The organism is Brachybacterium sp. sponge, from assembly GCF_001613775.1.
Taxonomy (GTDB): Bacteria; Actinomycetota; Actinomycetes; order Actinomycetales; family Dermabacteraceae; genus Brachybacterium; species Brachybacterium conglomeratum.
Window position 1 is genome coordinate 281265 of the sequence record NZ_LRMP01000002.1, and the last position, 22741, is coordinate 304005.

Sequence of the window (22741 nt, forward strand, 5' to 3'; positions counted from 1 at the left end):
TTTCGATCGGGTGGTCCCGCGGCCGCGGGCTGCGGGCGAGAAGTCGGGGACGGCTCGGGCGGGGTGCTCAGTCCGTGTGACGCGAATATACCGGGGACGCGATCCGCTCGCGCACCTCGGCGTACAGGGGGTGGGACGGCTCGAGGCCCGTGATCTCCGCGGTCGCGGTGTCCGGATCGGCGGAGGTGAGGATCTCCTGCAGGCGATCGACCTCCTCGTCGCCCTCGGGCGTGAACACGAGCGCGGCGGAGAGGGAGTCCAGCAGCGCGTCGTGGCCGAGCCCCCGCTCGGCGAGCTCCGCGGCGGGGCCGATGATGCGGTCCTGGCGGGAGAGCTTGCGCAGCGGGGAGCGGCCGACGCGCTCGACCGGGTCCGGCAGCGCCTCGTTCGCGAAGCGGCCGAGCACCTTCGTGCGGTAGGCGGCCATCTCCTCCTCGGCGAAGCCGTGCTTAGCGACCAGCAGCGAGGAGGTCTCCTCCAGCACGGCCCCGACCTGCGCGGCGACCTCCGGGTCCGCGATCGACTCGGCGATCGTGGCGTGGCCGGTGCGGGCGCCGTGCCAGGCAGTGGTGGCGTGGCCCGTGTTCACCGTGAACAGCTTCCGCTCGATGTACGGGCCGAGGCTGTCCACCCAGGTGATGCCCGGGACGTCCGGCTCGGTGCCCTCGAAGGGGCCGCGCTCGACGGCCCACTCGTGGAAGTCCTCGACGGTGACATCGAGGCCCGCGCCCTCGGCCTGGACCGGGACGATCCTGTCCACGGCGGTGTTCGCGAACAGAGCCTTCTCGTCGAGGTCCTCGCCCTGGTAGGCGGCGCGCACCTCGGCCTCCAGCAGATCGGTCGCGTTGATCGCGTTCTCGCAGGCGAGGACTGCGATGCGCGGCGCCCCCGCGGGGCGGGCCGCGATGCCGGCGGCGATGTTCGGGGCCACGAACCGCAGGATCCGGGCGCCGACGGCGGTGGTGACCATGTCCGCCGAGGCGATCTCTTCGGCAAGGCCCTCCGGGTCCTCGCTCGAGTTGATCGCCCGGAAGCCGTCGACCACCGTCGAGGTGGGGTGCTGGCCGACGGTCCGGACCGTGTACGAGTCCGCCGCCTGCAGCGACTCGACCAGCGGCGCGGCGACGTCGGAGAACACCACCTCGTAGCCGGCCTCTTGCAGCAGCAGGCCCACGAAGCCGCGGCCGATGTTCCCTGCGCCGAAGTGCACTGCCTTCATGGTGCTCACTCCTTCTCGTCCCCGAGGATCTCGAGGATCTCGTCGGTGGTGGTGGCGTCCTCGAGACGCTTGACCTGGGCGGCGTCGGAGAAGGTCATCGCGACCTTCTGGAGCAGGGTGAGGTGCTCGTTGCCGACCCCGGCGATGCCGATCACGAAGGTGGTCGGGTTGCCGTTCCAGTCGATCCCGCCCGGGTAGCGCACGAAGGACATCGCCGAGCGGGTGATCGAGGACTTCGCCTCGTTCGTGCCGTGCGGGATCGCCAGGCCGTTGCCCATGAAGGTGGACACCGTCGCCTCGCGGTCGTGCATCGCCCGCACGTAGCCCTCGTCCACGGCGCCGGCGGCGACCAGCAGGGCACCGGCCTCGTCGATGCCGGAGGCGGAATCGGTGGCGGTGCCGTCCAGGACGATGCTGGAGGGGGCGAGGATCTGCGGGGCGGAGTCTGCGGAGTCCTTCGCCGTCTTCTCCTCGTCCGGGCGGGGTGCCGCGTGGCGGCCGCGCGGGGACTCGTCGGCCGACGGGGTGGTCGCGGCGGTCGCCGCTCCGGCGCCGGTTGCCCCAGCGCCCGCCGCCGCGGCGGTGCTCGCCCCAGCGCCGGTGTCGCCGTCGGTCTGGGCTTCCGGATCGTTGCGCCTGCCCACGAGCTCCACGACCTCGTCGTAGCGGGGCGAGTTCATGAACTGGTCGACGCTGACGTGCACGGCCGAGCCGGTGCGCTGACGGGCGCGGTCGGTGAGCTCCTTCTGGGTCACCACCACGTCCCATTCGTCGTTCAGGCTCGAGATGGCCTTGTTCGTGACCTCGACGTCGTCGAAGCCGGCCGCGCGCACCTTCTTGCGCAGCACGGTCGCGCCCATGGCGGAGGAGCCCATGCCCGCATCGCAGGCGAAGACGATCTTCCGGATCGGGCCGGTGTGGCCGGAGGCGTCGGCCGCGGCGGCCGCACCCGCGCCCGCCGCACCGGCGCCGGTGAGCGCGCCCGCGACGGAGGACTTCTTGCCCTTCATCTGCTCCATCTTGGCGGTGGCGGAGGCGATGTCGCCGTCGTCCTGCTTGCCGATCTTCAGGAACAGGGCGGAGAGCAGGAAGCTGACCAGTGCGGCGCCTGCGACCGCGAGCGCGATGCCCAGATAGGAGTCGCGGGCCGCGACGCCGAAGATCGCGAAGATCGAGCCGGGGGAGGCAGGGGCGATGAGGCCCGTGCCGAAGGCGACGTTGATCGCCACGCCCGTCATGCCGCCGCCGATCGCGGCGAGGATCAGGAGCGGCTTCATCAGCACGTAGGGGAAGTAGATCTCGTGGATGCCGCCGAAGAATTGGATGATCGCAGCACCAGGGGCGGAGGCCCTTGCAGCACCGCGACCGAAGAAGGTGTAGGCCAGCAGGATGCCGACGCCCGGGCCGGGGTTCGACTCGAGCAGGAACAGGACGGACTTCCCGTTGATCGCCGCCTCGGAGATGCCCAGCGGGGTGAGCACGCCGTGGTTGATGGCGTTGTTGAGGAAGAAGACCTTCGCGGGCTCGATCAGGATCGAGACCAGCGGCAGGAGACCGGCGTTCACGAGCGCCGCGACGCCGTTGGAGAGCAGGGTCATCAGGCCGTTCACCAGCGGGGCGAGGCCGAAGAAGCCCGCCGCCAGCAGGCCGAAGCCGATGATGCCGGCGGAGAACATGTTCACGAGCATCTCGAAGCCGGCGGGGATGTGGTCCTGCCAGAGCCGGTCGAGCTTCTTCATGATCCAGGCCGCCAGCGGCGCCATGATCATCGCGCCGATGAACATGTGCACCTCGCCGAGCGGGGCGTAGTCCGCGGCGTCCTTGCCGGAGGCCACCCACTGCTCGAGCAGCTGCGCGTTCTCCTGGGCGATCAGCCAGTCCGAGCCGCCGATCACGCCCATCGTCGCGATCACGCCGACGACGGCGCCGCGCGCCTCGTAGACCATCCGGCCGCCGGTGTTCGCGATGAGCAGCGGCAGCAGGTAGTGGATCATCGGGCCGACGACCGCGGCGAGCGGCTCGTTCGGGGTCCAGCCGTCCGGGATGAAGAAGGCGGTGAGGATGCCCCAGGCGATCAGCGCCGGGATGTTCGGCATCACCATGTTCGACAGTGATGTGCCGACCTTCTGCAGGACGACGCGCGGGCTGGCCCCGCTCTTGGTCTCGGTCGTGGCGGTCATGAGCCATCCTCACGGGGGTGCGGGACCACGGGGCTGGTCCTCGGTGGGCGACGGCACGGGCCGGGCGGCCCGCTGCGGCCGGTCGGGGCCGTGCCCTCTCGAGGAACCGTGGGCCTGCTCCGTCGGCGTGCCCCGCAGTCTAGACCCGGAGCGGGCTCTGACGGCGGTCGCCGGTCCTGCGTCGTGCGAGGTGAGCGAGCAGCGGCGGGGTCAGGCGCCGACGGGCGACCCGTCGGCCGACCCGTCCGCGTGTCCGGTCCTGCGGCGCGTTTCCCGCCAGCGCCGGTACGACACGACGGTCAGGACGAGCACCACGATCCAGGAGGCCACGACGAACGCGCCGTGGAGCACGTCCGGGGAGGCGAGGAAGGCGCCGATCGCGATGAGGGAGACTTGGCCGGGCAGCGCCGAGAGCGCTGTGGCCAGCAGGAACTCACGGCTCGGGATGCCGAGCGCGCCGCTGCCGTAGTTCACCGGCCAGTAGGGGATCCCGGGCATCAGCCGCAGCGTGCACACCGCGTAGAAGCCGCCGCCCTCCAGGCGCTCCTCGACGACGTCACGGTGCGAGCCGAGCGCCCGCATCACCGTCTCGCGGCCCAGCGCCCGGGCGAGCCAGTACGCGCCGAAGCAGCCGGCCGTCACCCCGATCATCGACAGGAGCGTGCCGGGACCCAGGCCGAACAGCATCCCGCCGGCGACCGCCATGATCGTCACCGGGATCGGGGTCAGCGCCACCAGGGCGTAGAGGGCGATGAAGGCCAGCGGTGCCCAGGCGCCGAAGTCGTCGATGTCCGCGCGCAGCTCGTCCAGCGAGGGCAGGCGCACGTTCAGCGCGAGCCACACCATCGCCAGCGACGCTGCGACGAGCGCGACGTTGCGCGCGATGGAGCCCCAGGGCGTGCTGTCCCGCTCCGCCCCGGGGCTCGTGCGCTCGGAGGTGCTCAGAGGGCGCCCTGCGACTCCGTCCCCGCGGGGATCGGGGTCATGCGGGTGACGGTCGCGGGGCCCTCGATGAGGTCGGCGATGTCGGTGCGGAGGATCTTCACCTGGTCGCTGTCGCCGTGGACGTCGAGGTCCTCCACCGTCGTCCACTTCTCGATCATGGTCACGGTGCCGTCCTCGGCGTCGTGGATCGCGTAGAGCTCGCAGCCCTTCTCGGTGTGGACGGCCTCGATGCCGCGGCGCATGGCCTCCGCGAGCTCCTTCTGCTTGCCGGGCTTGGGCTGGAAGACGGCGGTGACGACGACGGTCATGGGAACTCCTCGGGGTGCAGGAACACTGATCGTCCCCCATGGTGCCGTGCTCGACTGAACCGTTCCACCGCGTCCCACGAGGTCGGTCAGCCGTGCTCCTCGGCGGACGATGTCCGCGAGGCACAGCCCTCGAGTGCCGGCGTGGCGCTCCTGTCCGTCGGCGCTCTGCCTCAGGCGGACTTCTTCGAAGCGCCTGACTTTTTGGCGGTACCGGACTTCTTGGTGCTGCCGGATTTCTTGCCGCCGGACTTCTTGGTGCTGCCGGACTTCTTGCTGCCGGACTTCTTCGTGCCTCCGGATTTCTTCGTGCCGCCCGATTTCTTGGTGCCGCCGGACTTCTTGGTGTCGCGCGACGTCTCGTTGTCGCTCGCTCCCGTGTCGCCGCCGCGGCGCCTCCGCACGCTGCGCTCGAGGGCGTCCATGAGGCTGATGACCTTGCCGCCCTCCTCCGAGTCCTCCCCGGAGCTCTGCTTCCCGAAGGTCGCGTCGGTGTCCACCGTGTCTCCCTCCTCGAGCTTCGCCTCGAGCAGCCGGCGCAGCTCCGCCTGGTACTCGTCCGTGAACTGCTCGGGATGGAAGTCGTCGCTGAACTGCTCGACCAGCGCGGCGGACATCTCCATCTCCTTCGCGGAGACCTTCGACCTCGAGGGCCCGAAGTCGACGTCCTTGAGATCGGTCGGCCAGCGCAGGGTCTGCAGGGCCAGCAGGTCCTCGTGCACCCGGAGCACGCCCAGGCGCGTCTTCGTCCGCAGCGTGAAGGTGACGATCGCGGTGCGCTCGGTCTCCTCGAGGGTCCGCCGCAGCAGCACGTAGGCCTTCGAGGAGCGGCCGACGGGCTCGAGGAAGTACGAGGTGCCCAGCAGGATCGGGTCCACCTGGTCCGAGGGCACGAACTGGACCACGTCGATCTCGTCGCTCTCCTCCGCCGGGAGAGCATCGAGCTCCTCGTCGGAGAGCACGACCGTCTTGTCGCCGTCCTCGTAGGCCTTGTCGATGTGCTCGTAGTCGATCTCCCGCCCGCACACCTCGCAGCGCCGCTCGTAGCGGATCCTCCCCTGGTCGTCGTCGTGCACCTGGTGGAAGGAGATGTCGTGCGAACGTGTCGCCCCGTAGAGCTTCACCGGCACGTTCACGAGTCCGAAGGTGATCTCACCGCTCCATATCGCACGCATGCCCCATGACACCACGGGGCGCGGCGCGCCGCCAGGAACGATCGGTCGGCGCCGCGGCCCGGCGCGTGACGGATTCGGTGATCGGGGGCACAGTGGGGACATGGCCACTCGAGAGCAGCAGGTGGAGATCGACGGGCGCCGGCTGAGGCTGTCGAACCTCGACAAGGTCCTCTACCCGGCCACGGGCACCACCAAGGGCGAGGTGATCGACTACTACCACCGCATCGCCCCGGTGATGGTCCCGCAGGCGACGCGTCGCCCGGCGACGCGCAAGCGCTGGGTGGACGGGGTGGGCACCGCCGAGTCGCCGGGCAAGGTGTTCTTCCGCAAGGACCTCGAGGACCACGCCCCCGACTGGATCCCGCGCGCCGACATCGAGCACAGCGACGGCGTCTCCACCTACCCGCTCGTGGACGAGGCGGCCGTCCTCGTCTGGCTCGCCCAGCTCGCCGCGCTCGAGGTCCACACGCCCCAGTGGCGCTTCGACGCGGACCTCGAGCCCGCACGCCCCGATCGGATGGTCCTGGATCTCGACCCCGGCGAGGGGGCCGGGCTGGCGGAGTGCGCCCGTGCGGCGGCCTGGTGCCGCGAGATCCTCACCGACATGGGCCTCGAGAGCTTCCCGGTGACCTCCGGCTCCAAGGGCATCCACCTCTACGCGCCGCTGGACGGCAGCGCGAGCTCCGAGGAGGTCGACCAGGTCGCGCACGAGCTCGCCCGAGCTCTCGAGACCGACCACCCCGAGGAGGTGATCAGCACCCAGTCCCGTTCGAAGCGCACCGGCAAGGTCCTCGTGGACTGGTCGCAGAACAACGGCAAGAAGACGACGGTCTGCCCCTACTCGCTGCGCGGACGCCTGCGGCCCACCGTCGCCGCCCCGCGCACGTGGGAGGAGATCGAGGACCCCGCGCTCGCGCACCTCGAGATGGCCGAGGTGCTCGAACGGGTCGAGGGCGGGATCGACCTCCTCGCGCCCCTCGGGCAGGACGAGGAGGGCGGCGCCGCGTCGGCCGGGCGGGCCCGCGACCGGCTCGAGGTGTACCGATCGAAGCGCGACCCCGAGCGCACGCCCGAACCCGTCCCCGCCCCCGACGTCGGCAGCGCCGCCGCGCAGGAGGCGCTCGAGGACGCGGAGCCGATGTTCGTCGTCCAGGAGCACCACGCCAGCCGCCTGCACTGGGACTTCCGCCTCCAGCACGAGGGTGTGCTGGTCTCCTGGGCGGTGCCCAAGGGGCCGCCGCTCGAGACGGGCGTCAACCGTCTGGCCGTGCAGACCGAGGACCACCCGCTCGAGTACGGCACCTTCGAGGGCACCATCCCGAAGGACGAGTACGGCGGCGGCGACGTCACCCTCTGGGACACCGGCACCATCGAGATCGAGAAGTGGCGCGAGGGGCGCGAGGTGATCGTGGTCTGCCACGGACGACCCGACGGCGGGCTCGGCGGCGTGCCCCGACGTTTCGCCCTCCTCCACACCGGCGGCATGGGCGGATCGCGCCGCTCCGAGGCGGCGCAGGAGAAGGCCGAGGCGAACTGGCTGCTGCATCTGATGAAGGACCAGCCCGAGGCCGAAGGCGCAGAGGGGCCAGGCCCCGCCCCCACGGTGCCGTCGGAGGACGTCGAGATGGGCGAGCCGATCGCGCCGATGCTCGCCACCCTCGGGAGCCGGGAGGACATCCGCGAGGAGGACGAGTGGGCCTTCGAGATGAAGTGGGACGGGGTGCGTGTCATCGCGACCGTCCTGGGAGACCGGGTCCGTCTGACCAGTCGCGGCGGCAAGGACCTCACCGTCACGTTCCCCGAGCTGGCCGAGCTCGTCGACGCCGTGGCGCCGCCCCTGCGGGAGGCGGGGGAGACCGTGCTCGACGGGGAGATCGTGGCCCTGGACGGCCGTGACCGGCCCTCCTTCTCCCGCCTCCAGCAGCGGCTCGGCCTCACCCGGGAGCGCGACGTCGAGCGGGCCCGGAAGGACGTCGAGGTCCACGTGATGCTCTTCGACCTGCTCGTGCAGGGAGGCGACTCGCTGCTGCGCACCCCCTACCGGCAGCGGCGCGACCGGCTGTTCGAGGCGGTGCACGCCACCGACCACGTCCAGCTGCCGCACGCCGATCACGGCGACGTGGACCAGGCGATCGCCCTGTCGAAGGAGCTCCAGCTCGAGGGGGTGATGGCGAAGACGGAGAGCGGCGTCTACCGGCCGGGCAAGCGCACCCGCACCTGGATCAAGCTCAAGAACGCCCGTCACCAGGAGGTCGTGGTGATCGGGTGGCGCCACGGCAAGGGGGAGCGTTCCGGGACGATCGGTTCCCTCCTGGTCGCCGTCCCCGACCCGAGCGGGGATCTGCACTACGCCGGCCGCGTGGGCACCGGGTTCTCCACTCGCGATCTCGAGGAGATCGCGGGCCGGCTCCGCTCCCGCTCCCGGAAGACCCCGCCGGTCGACGACGTCCCCTCCGAGGACCGGCGCGATGCGGAATGGGTCCGCGCCGACCTGGTGGGGGAGGTGCAGCATGCCGAACGCACCGAGGACGGCCGGCTGCGCCATCCCGTGTGGCGCGGATGGCGCCCGGACAAGCGGGCCGAGCAGGTGCGGTGGGAGACATGAGGGGGCCCGGGCTCATGGCGGGGTCTCCTGGATCACACCCGAGCCCCCGCAGCCCCGCCGATGACGTAGTCTTGGCGTGCACGGCGCAGGATGCCTCCCTCGGGGGCGACCGACGACGGTCGCGCATCACCGACGAGACAGGGACTCCATCACCTCCTCCGCACTGCCCACGAACTCCTCTCCGCACCATCCCCGGTCGCTCGCAGTCCCCGCCGAGCGCTCCGCCCCCTCCCGGCTGCGAGCCGATGCCGACGCCCTCGTCGCCGCGCTCGCCGGAGGGGCACCCACGGCCTTCGGGCCCCAGAATGGCCGCATCGGCGACGTCACGTCGTCGGCCGCGGCTCAGGCGGCCCCCGTGGCCGCCCCCGCACCCCGCCGCGACGACCACACCGGTCGCCGTGCTCCCGGGATGCTCCCATCCGCGACGGCGCCGCCGTCACGGATCTACGGGTCACGGACCGTGACTCACGACAACGAAGGAAATACCGCCATGGCTACTGGCATCGTCAACTGGTTCAACTCCGACAAGGGCTACGGCTTCATCGCCCCCGAGGACGGCTCCGCTGATGTGTTCGCGCACTTCTCCGCGATCGTCGGCACCGGCCGTCGTGACCTCGAGGAGAACCAGCGCGTGGAGTTCGACGTCGAGCAGGGCCCCAAGGGCCTGCAGGCGACGAACATCCGCGGCATCTGAGCTTCCGCACCACCTCGACGCCCGTCGTCCCGGCACCTGCCGGGGCGGCGGGCGTCGTCGTTCCCGGGGGAGCCGCGCAGCGCCCGCGGCCGCGGCACGGTCACCAGCGGAGCAGGTGCTCTCCGGGCCCGAGCTCCTGCGGCGCCGCCGTGCCCGGCTCCTGCGGGAGCACCACCGTCGCGCGGGTGCCGTCCGGAACTGTGAGGGCGAGGGTGCGGGCCTCGCGGTCGAGGTCCAGGGTGATCTCGCCGGCGTTCGTCGCGCGGGTCATCGCGATGCGGCCGACGGGGACGTCCGGGTCCGGGGCGACGACGAACTCCTCCCAGCCCTCGGCGCCGCGGCGCAGCCCGGCCACGTGCTCGTGGAGCCAGGTCACGGGCGTGCCCATGAAGTAGTGGGAGTGCGAGCGCGGCTGCTCCCACATCTCCGCGAAGGTCGAGTTGCCGGCCTCGAGCCAGGCCCGCCAGCCGGGCGCTGTCGGATTCGAGAGCACCCGCCACGCGAGCGCGCCGTGGCCGTGCGCGGAGAGGACCGGGAGCAGGAAGCGGACCCCGAGGTGGCCGCAGTCGTGGTGGTCGCCGCGGGCGGTGAGGTCGGCGACGAGGTGATCGACGACGGCGCCGCTGTGCTCGGGCGGGACGATCCCGAAGGCCAGGGGGAGGATGTTCGAGGTCTGGCGGTACGTGCTCGTGCCGGGTTCCGCGGCCGTGCCCGGGTCGCGGTAGAGGCCGCGGGTCGCGTCGAGGAAGACGGAGTTCACCGCCTGCTCGAGGGTGGAGGCGTCGGTGCGGAGCGTGTCCGGGGCGGGGAGGTCCGGTGCGAGCGGTTTGCCGGCCGATGTCGCGCGCTCGAGCGCATGGGCCAGGCGGCGCAGGGCGTGGGCCACCAGGAGCGTGCCCGACAGACGCCTGTCCTCTGGGGCGGGGCCCGGGCTGCCGGGGGAGAGGTAGTCGCCGAGCACCGAGGAGATCAGCCCGTCCTCGTCCCGTCGGCCCAGCTCATGGGCGAGGTACCGGGCGGCGGCCGGAGCGTGCCGCGCGACGAGGCCCGTCTCCCCGTACTCGCACACCATCTCGTCCAGCAGCACCGGCAGCAGGCACGTCCACTCCGGGGCGGGGGAGAGCTCCTCATAGCCCCAGCCGGGATTCGGGGAGATCACCGCGAGGGAGCCGTCGGCCCGCTGGCCGTCCACCTGGTCCTCCAGCCACTTGAGCAGCATCCGGCGCATGTCGAAGCTCGTGGTCATCGCCGCGAGAGACGTCAGCGCGTCCCCGGTCCAGCCGTTCTTCTCCAGGCTCGGGGTGTCGGTGGGGACGTGGTGCATGTTGTTCCGCAGCGAGGCTCGCATCGCGCGGTCCATCGCCTTGACGTGCGCGTCCGAGCTGGTCAGCGCGCTCGCGGGGCGCAGGTCGGCGTGGGCGAGGATGCCGGTGACCTCGAGACGGTCGAGCTCCCCCGGCGCCGTCTCGACCTCGACGTAGCGGAACCCCTTGTAGGAGTGGCGCGGTGCGAAGGCGCGGGCGAATCCGGGCTCCAGCCGGAGGCGGTCCTCCTGGAAGCGGTCCGTGTGCACGTGCTCGTCGAACGCCTCGACGCTCCCGTCGTCCCGCAGCTTCTCCGCATGGCGGGCGACCAGCAGCAGCGGCGAGGCGTCGGCCGGGACGTCCTCGCGCAGCGAGAAGCGGCACCAGCCGGCGATCACCCGGCCCATGTCCAGCACCGTCCGGGTGGGCGTGGAGGAGACGACCACGGGCGTGATCTCCTGCTGCTCCCGGATCGGCTCCTGCACCTGCCGGACCATCAGCGGCTCAGCGATCTCGCGGCCGTGGCCGCCCCGTCGGGCGCCGCGCCGCGAGGACGCCGCCAGCACCGGCGCCCAGTCCGAGTCGTCGTAGCCGGGCAGCAGCCAGGCCTCCGGGTCCTCGTCCGGGGCGAAGGTCTCGCCCTCGTACATCGAGTCGAAGGCCACCGGGCCCGGCCGGGTGCGCCAGTCCGAGCCGGTGGCGACCGCGCGGGAGGAGCCGTCGGCCAGATGCATCCGCAGATGCGCCCAGGCCCGCACCGGGCCCCGCCAGGGCGCTAGGTGCCAGCGCCACACGTTCGGGGTGGTCATCGCATGGAAACCGCGACCCAGCTCGATGCCCAGCACGTTCTCGCCGCGGTGCAGCAGCGTCCCCACCTCGAGCTCCCGCACCTGGATGCGCGCACGGGGATCGGTGAGGCCGGGGTCCAGGCGTGCATCGTCCACCGCGGCGCCGTTGAGCGCGGCGCGGAAGGTGCCGAGCCCCGTCATGAGCAGGCGGGCCGAGACCGGCGGGGAGTCCAGCGCGAAGGAGAGCCGCAGCAGCGGGTTCTGCGGGTCCTCACCGGGGGCGGTGATCCAGGACGCGAGCGCGGGATCGATGCGGCGATCACGGGGGGACATGCGGTGCCACCTGCTCCTGGAGTCCTCGACGACGGGTCCCGTCAGTCTTCCACGCTCCCAGCCGCCTCCGGGGCACCGGTGCCACCATGGCCCGATGGACATCGGCGAGATCCTCGACGCGATCGGAGGGCGCCTCGCGCCCGGACCCGTCCCCGACGACGGGCCCTGGATCCTGCTCGCCCTGGCCGTCGCGGTGCTCGCCGTGGTGGTGCCGCCGCTGTGGCGGCTGCTGCGACCCGGCGTGACGATCGTGCACGAGCTCGGCCACGCCGCCGTCGGGATCCTCATGGGCCGGCGCTTCACCGGCTTCGTCGTCTCCGCCGACATGTCCGGCCACGCCGTCACCGTCGGCCCCCGCCGCGGGATCGGCCGGATCCTCTCGACCTGGGCCGGCTACCCGGCGCCCGCGGTCGTCGGCGCGCTGCTGGTGCAGATCGCGCTGCACGGCTGGGCGCGCACCGCCCTGTTCGCGGCGCTCGTCGTGCTGGTGGTCTCCCTCGTGTTCACCCGCTCCGGGCACACCGTCCTCGCCGTGCTCGCGAGCGCCGCCGGGCTCGGGGCGCTGTGGTGGTGGGGCAGCCCCGCGCTCACCGCCCTGCTCACCCTCGCCGCCGGGGTGTTCCTGCTGCTGGGGGCCTGGCGCCACCTCGGCTCCGTGCTCCGCCGCGGCGGGCGGCAGGACGACCCCGGCCAGCTCGCCCAGCTCACGCCTCTCCCGGCCGCGCTGTGGAACCTCAGCTTCGCGCTCGTGATCGCGCTGGGCAGCTGGTGGGCGGGCGCGACGCTGGTGGATCTGCTGCGCTGAGGCCCGCCGAGAACTCCCTCGCCACGGCGCGCGGCCGACGCGATGGCGCGCGCAGGCGGCGAGGGTGAGAATCGGGGAGCACCCGAGGCGCGGAGGTGAGGAGCATGGACTGGACGAGCTGGATCGGCCTGCTGGACGCCCAGGACTCGTGGATCGCCCGCGAGATCGTGCAGCGGGGCGTCGCGGCGGTGTACGTGCTCGCCTTCCTCTCGACCTTCCATCAGTTCCCGGTGCTGCTGGGGGAGAGGGGACTGCTGCCCGTCCCCGCCTTCCTGGACCGGGCGGGCAGGCGCGCCGGGCCCACGCTCTTCCGCCACGTCCCCTACAGCGATGCCCTGCTGCGCGGGATGTGCCTGGTGGGGATGCTGCTCGGGCTCGCCGTCGTGCTCGGACTGCCGCAGCAGGGACCCGCCTGGAGCATGCTCGCGGTGTTCGGGGCGATGTGGGCGATGTACCTGTCGATCGTCTCGGTGGGGCAGATCTTCTACGGCTACGGCTGGGAGTCGATGCTGCTGGAGTGCGGTGCGCTCGTGGGCCTGCTCGGCTCGCACGCCGTCCCGCCGCCGCAGCTGATGATGCTGTTCCTCCTCTGGCTGCTGATCCGCCTCGAGTTCGGGGCCGGGATGATCAAGATGCGCGGGGACCGCTCCTGGCGGGACCTCACCGCCATGGACCACCACCACGAGACCCAGCCGATGCCCGGCCCGCTCAGCCGCACCGCCCACCTGATGCCCCGCTGGTGGCACCGGGCCGAGGTGCTCGGCAGCCACGCCGTGCAGCTCGGGATCATCTGGCTCGTGCTCGCCCCGCAGCCGGTCGCGTCCTTCGCTGCCTGCGCCGTGATCGCCACCCAGCTGTTCCTGGTCATGACCGGGAACTACGCCTGGCTGAACTGGCTGACGATCCTCGTGGCCTGCGCCGCCATCTCCGACGGGGTCTGGCGCTGGCTGCTCGGCGGCCCGTTCCCGGGGTGGAGCTGGTTCGGGGTGCCGCTGAAGGCCGACGGCGGCGGCGCGGATGCGGATGTGTCCTCGCCGCTGTGGTGGACGGTGCTGGTCGCCGTCGCGTTCGCCCTGCTCGCCGTGCTCTCCCGGAAGCCGCTCGCGAACCTGTTCTCCTCGCACCAGCTCATGAATGCGAGCTTCGACCGCTTCCACCTCGTGAACGCCTACGGCGCCTTCGGCTCGATGACCGAGCGGCGGTACGAGGTGCTCATCGAGGGGACCGAGAACGCCGCGGGGCAGGACGCCGCGGAGGAGACCTGGCGGGCCTACGAGTTCCGGGGGAAGCCCGGTGACCTGCGCCGACTGCCCCGCCAGGTCGCGCCGTATCACCTGCGGCTCGACTGGCAGATGTGGTTCCTCGCGCTGCGGCCCGGCGCCGAGCCGTGGTTCGTGGCGCTGCTCGAACGCCTCGCCGACGGGGACCCCGGCGTGCGCCGCCTGCTCGCGCGCGACCCCTTCGACGGCCGAGCGCCGACGGCGCTGCGCGTGCGGTACAGCCTCTACCGCTTCGCCCGCCGCGAGGAGCGAAGCGGCGGCGGCGCACGATGGGTCGCGACGGACCTCGGGGTGATCGCGCGGCGGTGAGTGCGTACCCTGGGACCTCGCCGTAGCTTTCCAGCCTCCGAGGAGTCCCATGTCCGCGATCGCCGTCCCGGCTCGCCGTCCCGTCCTGGCCGACGCCCTGGCCCCGCACCGCACCCTGCTGCGCGACGCCCTGCTCGTCGCCGTCGGCGCCGCGGTCGTCGCGGTCCTCGCCCAGGTCACGATCCCGCTGCCGCTCGTGCCGATCACCGGACAGACCCTCGGCGTGATCCTCGTCGGCGCGGCGCTGGGCTCCCGTCGCGGGGCGATCTCGCTGGCGACCTACATGGCCGTCGGCCTCGCCGGCGCGCCCGTCTTCGCCGAGTTCTCCGGCGGGCCCGCGATGGTCCTCTCGCCGAGCTTCGGCTTCGTGCTCGGCTTCATCCCCGCCGCCTTCGTCGCCGGCTGGTTCGCCGAGCGTGCCTGGGACCGCCGCCCCGTGCTCGCCATGACCGGTTTCGTCGCCGCGAGCGTCGTGCCCTTCCTCGTCGGCGTGCCGTACCTCGCGATGATCCTCAACGCCGTGATGGGCGCGGGCGCCGACCTCGGCGCCGTGCTCGCCGCGGGCCTGTGGCCCTTCATCCCCGGCGGCCTGGTCAAGGCCGCGCTCGCCGCGCTGCTGATCCCCGCCGCGTGGAAGGGCGTGCGCGCCCTCGACGAGCGCCGCTGATCCCCGGCGGTCCTGCCCGCCGCACCGTCCCGAGCCCCGCCGCCGACGCCTTCCCGTCGGCCGCGGGGCTCGGTCATACTTCCTGGCATGAGCACACCGAGCACACCCATCGGCGACGTCCCCGGCGTCGGCGCCCCCGCTGCCCGCGCCTTCGCCGAGCAGGGGATCACCACCGTCGACCAGCTCGTCGGTCGGGACTGGGCCGAGCTCGCCGAGCTGCACGGGGTGGGTCCCGCCTCGGGCAGGCGGCTGCAGGCCCTGCTGCTCGAGCACGGCGAGGGGATGACGAACCCGCCTGCGCCGGACCGGCGCCTCTCCACCGTCACGAAGGGCGCGACGGGGAAGAACGCGAAGGACATCGTCACCCACGCCACCGCCGTCGACCCCGCCGCGTACGTCGCGGGTCTCGAGGGCAGGCGCCGCGAGGAGGGAGCACGGCTGCTGGAGCTCTTCGGCCGCGCCACCGGCGAGCAGGCCACGATGTGGGGGCCGAGCATGATCGGCTACGGCGAGGTGCACTACCGTTACGCCACCGGCCGTGAGGGCGACACCTTCCAGCTCGGCTTCAGCCCCCGCAAGGCCGACCTCGCCCTCTACGGCATCCAGGGCTTCCCCCGCTCCGACGAGCTGCTCGAGAAGCTCGGCAAGCACCGCCGCGGCGTGGGCTGCGTGTGGGTGAAAAAGCTGCCGGACATCGACGAGGCGGTGCTCGAGGAGCTCGTCGCCCATGCCTGGGAGAGCGGGCCCGGCACCGTGTGCTGAGCCCGCACCCTCGGATCAGGCGACGAACAGCGAGAGCAGCAGCACCATCCCGAGGCCCACCGGCGGGGATCGCCAGCTTCATGAACGGCATCCTCGCCTGGTGCGCCACCGCGACGATCAACGAGCCAGCACGATGAAGGCTATATCGTAGACCATCGCCCGGCCGAGCCGGTCGATCAGGGTGAAGGCGATCTGGTCGGCCGCGCCCCTCCGGGCGCCGGGCGGGGTGGGGACGAGGTGAGGCTCGGCTCAGGCATCGGGAGAGGGGTCGTCCTCAGCCCGCCGTGGGCCTACGATTCGAGCGGCCGCGACCGCGCGGCCGCGGACACCGACCGGAGAGCGGGGGCAGCCATGGGCCAGACGGCGCGCGAGCGCCGACGTGCGGAGCGGCATCCGCTCGTCGGCCGACGCTCCAAAGCAGGATTCGTGATCCTCGGCGTCGGAGCGGCGATGGTCATCGCCCATGCCGCGGGCTTCAAGCTGCTCATGCACCTCGAGGGCGACGAGCACTCCTGGCCGAGCGCGATCTACTGGACCATCACCACGATGTCCACGCTCGGCTACGGCGACATCACCTTCGACGACGACGCGGGGCGCGTGTTCTCCCTCTGGGTGCTGCTCAGCGGCGTGGTCTACATGCTCGTGCTGCTGCCCTTCTTCGTCATCCAGTACCTGGTCACGCCGTGGCTGGACCATCGACGCGCCACCCGCACCCCGCGCAAGGTCGCCCCGGGGGTCAGCGACCACGTGCTGCTGGTCGGCTCCGACGCCGTCACCCAGGCCTTCGCCGCCCGCGCCGAGCGCTCCGGCATCCCCGCCGTGATGCTGCTGGAGGACGCCGTGAAGGCGGGGGAGCTGCACGACCAGGGCCGGCAGGTCGTGGTCGGCCCTCTCGACTCCGCGTTCACCTATCGCAACGCGGGCGCGGCACGGGCGCGGCTGGTGATCTCCACCCTCTCCGACCACGCCAACACCAACGTCGCCTTCACAGTGCGCCAGGCCGCCGCCACCGTGCCCGTGGCCGTGACCGCCTCGAAGCCCGCCTCGGTGGACGTGCTGAACCTCGCCGGCGCCGACCACGTGCTCGAGCTCGGGCAGGTCCTCGGCCGCGAGATGGCCTCCCGCGTGCTCGGCTCCACCGGCCGCGTCCACGCGATCGGCACCATCGGCGACACGATCATCGCCGAGGCCGCGGCGCGCGGCACCGAGCTGGTGGGGAAGTTCCTCGGCGAGGCCGTCGAGATGCAGCGCTCCCGGGTGCGGATCCTCGCCGTGCTGCGCAAGGGCCGGCTGCGCGCGATGACCCCGGACCTGCGGATCACCGACGGGACCGTGCTTGTCCTGGCGGGCACCGCCGAGGACCTGGCCCAGTACGACCGCCGGTTCCAGTGCGGCGAGGTCTCCGAGGAGCAGCCGGTCGTGATCCTCGGCGGCGGGCGCGTGGGCCGCGCCGCCTCCCGGGCGCTCAGCGACGGAGGCGTCCCGAACACGATCGTCGAGATCACACCGGGCCGGGTCGAGAACTCCTATTCGGTGCTCGAGGGGACCGCGAGCTACGCCGTGGTCCACGGGGACGCCGCCGACCAGCGGATCCTGCGCCGCGCCGGCCTCGAGCACGCCTCCGCCGTGCTGGTCACCCCGCGCGACGACGACCTGAACGTCTACCTCACCCTGTTCTGCCGGCGCCTGCGGCCCGAGCTACAGATCGTCTCCCGCGCCACCTACGAGCGCAACGTCGCCACCCTCTACCGGGCCGGGGCCGACGGGGTGCTCTCCTATGCCACCATCGGCGCCACCGACCTGTGGAACCACGCCGGCTTCAGCCACCGAGTGCTGTTGGCCGAGGGCAACGAGCTGTTCCTCGCCCCCTGCCCGGCCTCCCTCATGCGCCGCCCGCTCCGGGACGACGAGGTGCACCGCCGCACCGGCTGCGACATCGTCGCGGTGCTCGAGGCGGACGGCACCCTGGGCTACGACACCGAGTCGATCCCCGCCTCGTCCGAGGTGCAGCTGCTGCTGCTCGGGGACCGCCACGCCGAGCGGCGCTTCCGCGAGACCTATCTCGGACGCGGCCTGCGCCGTCGCTAGGCTGGACGTCCTGCCCCGCATCTGACCCGTTTCGGAGGACCATGTCGTCCGCTCCCGTCAAGCTCGCCGTCGGCGATGCCGCCCCCGCCCTCGACCTGCCCATCGCGGGCGGCGGCAGGATCACCCTCGAGGACCTCCGCGGCGCGCCGGCGCTGCTGTGGTTCTATCCCGCCGCGAACACCTCGCTGTGCACCAAGCAGGCCTGCGACCTGCGCGACAACCACCGGATGTTCCTCGACGCCGGCTACCGCGTCATCGGGATCTCGCCCGATCCGGTCCCCGAGCTCGACCGCTTCGTCGCCGAGCAGGACCTGCCCTTTACCCTCGCCTCCGACGAGTCCCACGAGGTGATGACCGCCTACGGCGCCTGGGGCGAGAAGAACATGTACGGGAAGATCGTCCAGGGCACGATCCGCTCGACCTTCGCGATCGACGAGGCGGGCGTCCTCACCTTCGTGAAGTACCGCGTCGGCACCCCGAAGCACATCGCCCTGCTGCAGGAGAAGCTCAGCCTCTGAGCCGCGGCCGGGCGGGGAGAGGTGTGACGCGAACCGCTCCGCCTCGCTTTGGCGCACCCCGCTCGCTCCCGTATGCTGGCTCGGCGTGCCGCGACACCGCGGCGCCAGGAGACGTGGCAGAGCGGCCGAATGCGCTCCCCTGCTAAGGGAGTAGGCGACTACAATCGCCTCGGAGGTTCAAATCCTCTCGTCTCCGCCGAAAAGGCCCCTCACCAGCGATGATCTCGCCGGGAGGGGCCCTTCTCGTGTCCGGCCCTCACAGGGCCGGCGACTCGCCCTCCAGGGTGGTCCACTCCGGCCCGTCGGACTCCAGCAGGTCCGGGTCGCGCACCAGGTCCTGCTCCTCCTCGTCCCCGCGCAGCCGTGCCGCGAGCGCCCGCAGCGACTCGCGCAGGAGCTTGCGCGCGGTGGAGGCGTCGCCCGCCTCGAGCGCGGCGACGAGCTGCTCATGGGTGTCGGTGAGGTCCGCGCGCACGCCGTAGCCGCGAGGATCGGAGAAGGTGCCCATGCGGGTGAGGATCACGATCGTGTTCATCGCCGTGACCAGGAAGCGGTTGCGGGAGATCTCCGCGAGGCGCTGATGGAGGTCGAGGTCGGCGTTGCCCGCCTCGATCACCTCGCCCGCCGCGAGCGCGCGACGGGTCCGCTCCACGCACTCCCGCAGCGGGAACAGCAGGGCCGGGATCTGCTCCTCGTCGCCGTCGGCGCGCAGCGCGGCCACGTGCTCGGCGACGTTGGTCGCCGCCTGCATCTCGATGCCGAGGCGGTAGTCGATGAAGTCCGACAGGGTGCCTGCGTCCATCGTCGTCACGAACAGGCCGCGGCCCGGGATCTGCGTGAGCAGCCCGTCGCGCACCAGGCGCTGGCACGCCTCGCGCAGCGAGGAGCGGGAGATGCCCATCTGCTTGGAGACCTGGACCTCGGGGATGGTGTCCCCGGGGCGGAGGTCGCCGACGAAGATGGCGTTGCGCAGCTCGAGCTCGGCCTGGTCGATGATCGAAGGACGGCGGATCGGCTGCATCATCGGCAGCCGGACGGAGTCCTGACGAGGGGGCATGGGTCCTCCTGTGACGGTGCGCCGCCGGTGGGCGTGCGAGGACACCATCATCCGTTCCCTCCCCGCCCCGGCGCACGCGCAGAGGGAGTCATCGCTGTCACAGTCACGGGCGTCGCGGAAGGATCACGACCCCATCACAAAAGAGCCGCAGGTCGTGGACGACTGTCGACCCACCGGTACGGTGACCAGGAATCCGATATCCAGAGATCCGATTGTCCGACACGACGAGCGTGCACGGCAAGGATCTCCCGGCGAGAGGGAAACCATGCAGATGGGCCGCACGACGCACCGCAGCACGCACGACCGACGAACCTTCTTCCGCGGCACGGGCCTGGTGCTCTCCGCCGCGGCCCTGGGCGGCGGGCTCGCCGCCTGCAGCCGCACCAGCACCGGCGGCGGGGGCGAGTCCGGCAGCGACGAAGGCGGCGACGACCTGCTCAGCCGTCTGCAGGAGGCCGGCACCATCACCGTCGGCTTCGCCGGCGAGGCGCCCTACAGCTTCGAGGAGGGCGGCGAGGTCATCGGCGCGACCGTCGCCCTGCACCGCGAGATCTTCGGCGAGCTCGGCATCGACACCGTCGAGGGCAAGCTCACCGACTGGGGCTCGCTCATCCCCGGCCTGAACGCCGGCCAGTTCGACGCGGTCAGCGCCGGGATGTCGATCCTCCCCGACCGCTGCGCGCAGGCCGCCTTCAGCGAGCCCGAGTTCCAGTACACGACCGCGCTGATGGTCCCCGTGGGCAACCCCGAGGGGCTCGAGACCATGGACTCCTTCGTCGACTCGGGCCTGACCGTCGCGACCATGGCCGGCGCGGTCGAGTCCGACTACGTCGCCGCCCTCGAGCTCGACAGCATCGAGGTGGGCGGGCCGCAGGACGGCGTGGACGCGCTGAAGTCCGGCAACGCCGACGCCTTCGCCCTGACCGCCATCTCCCTGAACTACCTCGCGGACAACACCGTCGACGACGTCGAGGTCACCGAGAGCTTCGTGCAGGAGATCGACGGCGTGAAGCAGGTCGGCGCCGGCGGCACGGTGTTCCGTCAGGAGGACACCTCGCTGCTGGACGCCTACAACGAGAAGCTCGCCGAGATCATCGCCGATCCCGAGCGGTACCTCTCCATCGTCGGCGAGTTCGGCTTCGGTGAGCAGGAGCTGCCGCCGGAGGAGATGACCGCCGAGATCCTCTGCTCGGGCGATCTCTCCTCCCTGCAGTGAGCCTCGCGCGGCCCGACCGGGACTTCCCGACGCACGATGTGAGGTGCCGATGGACGGCGTGATCGGCTTCTTCCAGGACCTCGGGCCGAACCTGCAGATCCTGTTCGACCGCTCGCCGCAGATCCTGCAGGGCCTGCAGATCACGGTGCTCGCGACGATCCTCGGCGGCCTGCTCGCGCTGCTGATCTCGTTCGTGTTCGGCATCGCGCAGGTCGTGAAGTTCTCCGCGGTGCGCGTGGTCGCGCGCATCTTCGTGGAGTTCTTCCGCGGCACCTCGCTCGTGGTCCAGCTGTTCTGGCTGGCGTTCGTGCTGCCGCAGCTGCCCTATCCCTTCGGCTTCCAGCTCGAGCCGCTGCTCATCGGCGTGCTCGCGCTGGGGCTGAACTACGGGGCCTACGGCGCCGAGGTGGTGCGCGGATCGATCGGCTCGGTGCCCAAGGGGCAGTACGAGGCGATCAGCGCGCTGAGCCTCAGCCCCGCCCGGGGCATGTTCCGGATCGTGATCCCGCAGGCGTGGGCGCTCATGCTGCCCTCCCTGTCCAACCTCTGGATCCAGCTGCTCAAGGGCAGCGCGATCGTCGGCACCGTCTCGCTGTACGACCTCTTCTTCCAGGTCGAGCAGGTCCGTGACCGGACGGGCACCTGGTTCGCCTATCTCTTCGCGCTGCTGGCCTACTACCTGATCGCCTGGGTCATCGTGATCATCATGAACGGCCTGGAGATCCGAGCGAAGCACAAGATCGGACGCGGCCCCGCCCTCACCTCCTCCTGGCGCGCGCTCTTCCAGGCGCCCGGAGCGAACACCAAGGAAGGAGCTGCGGCATGAACCCGTCCACGTCCTGGTGGGACTGGAGCCACGCCGCCGCCGTCCTGCCCTCGCTCCTCCTCGAGGGCCTGAAGATCACGCTGATCGCGACAGTGCTCGGCACCCTCATCGCGCTCGTGCTCGGCCTGGCCGTCGCGATCATCCGCCGCACCGCCCCCACCGTGATCGCCACGCCCTTCACCTGGGTGGTGGAGTTCATCCGGATGACGCCGCTGGTGGTCCAGCTCGTGTTCGCGAACCTCGTGCTCTCGCCGTACATCGACTCGACCCTCGCCATCGGCATCTGGGTGCTCGGCATCCACTACACGACCTACATGGCCGAGGTGTACCGCGCCGGCATCGACTCGGTGCCGACGGGCCAATGGGAGGCGGCCACCGCGCTGTCCCTGCCGCGACTGCGCACCTGGCGGGCGATCGTGGTGCCGCAGGCGATCCGCAACACCCTGCCGGCGCTCGGCAACTACGCGATCTCGATGTTCAAGGAGACCCCGTTCTTCGTGGTCATCTACATCCCCGAGCTGGTGCGGGTCGCGCAGAACTACGGCTCGACCTACTTCCGCTACACCGAGGCGATCACGCTCGCGGGCCTGATCTTCCTGGCCGCCAGCTACCCCACCTCCCTCCTGATCCGGAAACTGGAGAAGAAGCTTGCCTGACAACACCGCCGCGCCCGCCGCCGGGAGCGCGCCCCACATCGAGTTCCGCGACGTCGTCAAGCGGTTCGGCGACAACACCGTCCTGCAGGGCCTGGACTTCACCGTCTCCCGCGGGGAGCGGGTCACCCTCATCGGCCCCTCGGGCTCGGGCAAGACCACGATCCTGCGCCTGGTGATGACCCTCGAGGAGCTCACCGACGGGTACATCCACGTCGGCGGCGTGCCGCTGCAGTACGAGGAGCACGGCGGGAAGCGGGTGCGCATCCCGGACAAGCGCCGGCGCCGCACCACCACGGACATCGGGATGGTGTTCCAGCACTTCAACCTCTTCCCGAACATGACGGTGCTGGAGAACATCGTCGAGGCGCCGATCCACGTCAAGGGACTCTCGCGCGCCGACGCGGTCTCGAAGGCCGAGGGGCTGCTGGCGAAGGTGGGGATGGGTGAGAAGCGGGACATGAAGCCCTCGCAGCTCTCCGGCGGCCAGCAGCAGCGCGTCGCCATCGCCCGCGCCCTCGCGATGGACCCCGAGATCCTGCTGCTGGACGAGGTGACCTCGGCGCTGGACCCAGAGCTGGTGGGGGAGGTGCTCGCGGTGCTCAAGGACATCGCCGCGGAGACCGACATCTCGATGCTCATCGTCACCCACGAGATGCAGTTCGCCCGCGACGTCTCCGATCGCGTGATGATGTTCGACCAGGGCTCGATCGTGGAGGAGGGTCCTCCCGCGCAGATCTTCTCCGAGCCCGCGCACCAGCGCACCCGCGACTTCCTCCGCGCGGTGCTCTGAGCAGGTGCGGCCGACGGGGGAGGCACCCACCGGCCGACTCCGTCCTCGTCCCGTCCGCCCTCGCCGGACGCCCCGTCCTCCGCCGCGCGGGCCCGTCGGCTCGTGTCCGCCCAGTGAGGACCGGGACGGCTCCGCTGCGAGCGCCTGTAGTCTGTGCCCGTTCGTTCCGCGCCGACGCGGTCGCTCTGAGCGCGCCCTCGGCGCGTCGGCAGGCGGCCG

General features: G+C 71.6%; 19 protein-coding genes and 1 tRNA gene. 13 read left to right on the plus strand and 7 right to left on the minus strand.

The features are described from left to right. Window positions 1-67: 67 nt before the first annotated feature. The 5 genes from A4A78_RS09325 to A4A78_RS09345 all read right to left on the minus strand — a co-directional run bounded on the left by A4A78_RS09325 (window position 68) and on the right by A4A78_RS09345 (window position 5824). A complete protein-coding gene (locus A4A78_RS09325; RefSeq protein ID WP_062948594.1) occupies window positions 68-1219 on the minus strand; it encodes a mannitol-1-phosphate 5-dehydrogenase in 1152 nt (383 codons plus the stop codon). A gap of 5 nt (window positions 1220-1224) precedes the next feature. Further along, on the minus strand, window positions 1225-3399 hold the full coding sequence (locus A4A78_RS09330) for a PTS sugar transporter subunit IIA (RefSeq protein WP_062948596.1): 2175 nt from the start codon (window positions 3397-3399) through the stop codon (window positions 1225-1227). 210 nt (window positions 3400-3609) lie between these two features. After that, window positions 3610-4245 carry a TVP38/TMEM64 family protein gene (locus A4A78_RS09335; RefSeq protein ID WP_062948599.1) on the minus strand — a complete coding sequence of 212 codons (636 nt, stop codon included), beginning with the start codon at window positions 4243-4245 and terminating at the stop codon, window positions 3610-3612. A gap of 95 nt (window positions 4246-4340) precedes the next feature. Continuing rightward, on the minus strand, window positions 4341-4652 hold the full coding sequence (locus A4A78_RS09340; protein WP_062948602.1) for a putative quinol monooxygenase: 312 nt from the start codon (window positions 4650-4652) through the stop codon (window positions 4341-4343). Between the two features lie 170 nt (window positions 4653-4822). Beyond that, window positions 4823-5824, minus strand: a complete 1002-nt coding sequence (locus A4A78_RS09345; protein ID WP_062948604.1) for a Ku protein — start codon at window positions 5822-5824, stop codon at window positions 4823-4825. A 100-nt stretch (window positions 5825-5924) separates the two neighbouring features. On the opposite strand from A4A78_RS09345, the gene A4A78_RS09350 reads away from it, so the two are divergent. Together A4A78_RS09350 and A4A78_RS09355 are read left to right on the plus strand one after the other, a co-directional pair. Further along, entirely contained in the window at window positions 5925-8429 is a 2505-nt protein-coding gene (locus A4A78_RS09350; RefSeq protein WP_062948606.1) for an ATP-dependent DNA ligase, read from the plus strand. 490 nt (window positions 8430-8919) lie between these two features. After that, the gene (locus A4A78_RS09355; protein WP_062948608.1) at window positions 8920-9123 is read left to right on the plus strand and encodes a cold-shock protein; all 204 of its coding nucleotides are present in this window, start codon (window positions 8920-8922) and stop codon (window positions 9121-9123) included. A 100-nt stretch (window positions 9124-9223) separates the two neighbouring features. Here A4A78_RS09355 and A4A78_RS09360 read toward each other — a convergent pair whose 3' ends face one another. Continuing rightward, a complete protein-coding gene (locus A4A78_RS09360; protein WP_062948610.1) occupies window positions 9224-11548 on the minus strand; it encodes a family 78 glycoside hydrolase catalytic domain in 2325 nt (774 codons plus the stop codon). 94 nt (window positions 11549-11642) lie between these two features. Here A4A78_RS09360 and A4A78_RS09365 point away from each other — a divergent pair, with 94 nt between their 5' ends. The 7 genes from A4A78_RS09365 to A4A78_RS09395 all read left to right on the plus strand — a co-directional run bounded on the left by A4A78_RS09365 (window position 11643) and on the right by A4A78_RS09395 (window position 18173). Continuing rightward, window positions 11643-12353, plus strand: coding sequence for a M50 family metallopeptidase (locus tag A4A78_RS09365; protein ID WP_062948612.1), 711 nt, complete (start codon window positions 11643-11645; stop codon window positions 12351-12353). 104 nt (window positions 12354-12457) lie between these two features. Further along, window positions 12458-13942, plus strand: coding sequence for a lipase maturation factor family protein (locus A4A78_RS09370; RefSeq protein ID WP_062948614.1), 1485 nt, complete (start codon window positions 12458-12460; stop codon window positions 13940-13942). Between the two features lie 49 nt (window positions 13943-13991). Then, a complete protein-coding gene (locus A4A78_RS09375; protein WP_062948616.1) occupies window positions 13992-14609 on the plus strand; it encodes a biotin transporter BioY in 618 nt (205 codons plus the stop codon). Window positions 14610-14696: 87 nt separating this feature from the next. Then, window positions 14697-15371: a DUF1801 domain-containing protein gene (locus tag A4A78_RS09380; RefSeq protein WP_062948618.1), complete on the plus strand. Its 675-nt coding sequence runs from the start codon at window positions 14697-14699 to the stop codon at window positions 15369-15371. A 351-nt stretch (window positions 15372-15722) separates the two neighbouring features. Further along, window positions 15723-17459 (plus strand): TrkA family potassium uptake protein, encoded by a 1737-nt coding sequence (locus A4A78_RS09385; protein ID WP_062948620.1) that lies wholly within the window; start codon window positions 15723-15725, stop codon window positions 17457-17459. A gap of 41 nt (window positions 17460-17500) precedes the next feature. Then, window positions 17501-17977: a peroxiredoxin gene (locus A4A78_RS09390; RefSeq protein ID WP_062948622.1), complete on the plus strand. Its 477-nt coding sequence runs from the start codon at window positions 17501-17503 to the stop codon at window positions 17975-17977. 107 nt (window positions 17978-18084) lie between these two features. Then, window positions 18085-18173: transfer RNA gene (locus A4A78_RS09395), tRNA-Ser, on the plus strand. A 60-nt stretch (window positions 18174-18233) separates the two neighbouring features. Here A4A78_RS09395 and A4A78_RS09400 read toward each other — a convergent pair. Next, window positions 18234-19034: a GntR family transcriptional regulator gene (locus tag A4A78_RS09400; protein ID WP_062948624.1), complete on the minus strand. Its 801-nt coding sequence runs from the start codon at window positions 19032-19034 to the stop codon at window positions 18234-18236. 265 nt (window positions 19035-19299) lie between these two features. On the opposite strand from A4A78_RS09400, the gene A4A78_RS09405 reads away from it, so the two are divergent. Genes A4A78_RS09405 through ehuA form a run of 4 tightly spaced genes read left to right on the plus strand, consistent with a single transcriptional unit; the run spans window position 19300 to window position 22522 of the window. Continuing rightward, window positions 19300-20250, plus strand: coding sequence for a transporter substrate-binding domain-containing protein (locus A4A78_RS09405; protein ID WP_197466660.1), 951 nt, complete (start codon window positions 19300-19302; stop codon window positions 20248-20250). Window positions 20251-20299: 49 nt separating this feature from the next. Continuing rightward, on the plus strand, window positions 20300-21076 hold the full coding sequence (ehuC, locus tag A4A78_RS09410; protein ID WP_062948627.1) for an ectoine/hydroxyectoine ABC transporter permease subunit EhuC: 777 nt from the start codon (window positions 20300-20302) through the stop codon (window positions 21074-21076). Next, the gene (ehuD, locus tag A4A78_RS09415; RefSeq protein WP_062948629.1) at window positions 21073-21732 is read left to right on the plus strand and encodes an ectoine/hydroxyectoine ABC transporter permease subunit EhuD; all 660 of its coding nucleotides are present in this window, start codon (window positions 21073-21075) and stop codon (window positions 21730-21732) included. Before ehuC ends, ehuD begins: the two co-directional genes overlap by 4 nt. Continuing rightward, the gene (gene ehuA / locus A4A78_RS09420) at window positions 21725-22522 is read left to right on the plus strand and encodes an ectoine/hydroxyectoine ABC transporter ATP-binding protein EhuA (protein ID WP_062948631.1); all 798 of its coding nucleotides are present in this window, start codon (window positions 21725-21727) and stop codon (window positions 22520-22522) included. The genes ehuD and ehuA overlap by 8 nt, the downstream gene beginning before the upstream one ends. Window positions 22523-22741: the final 219 nt, after the last annotated feature.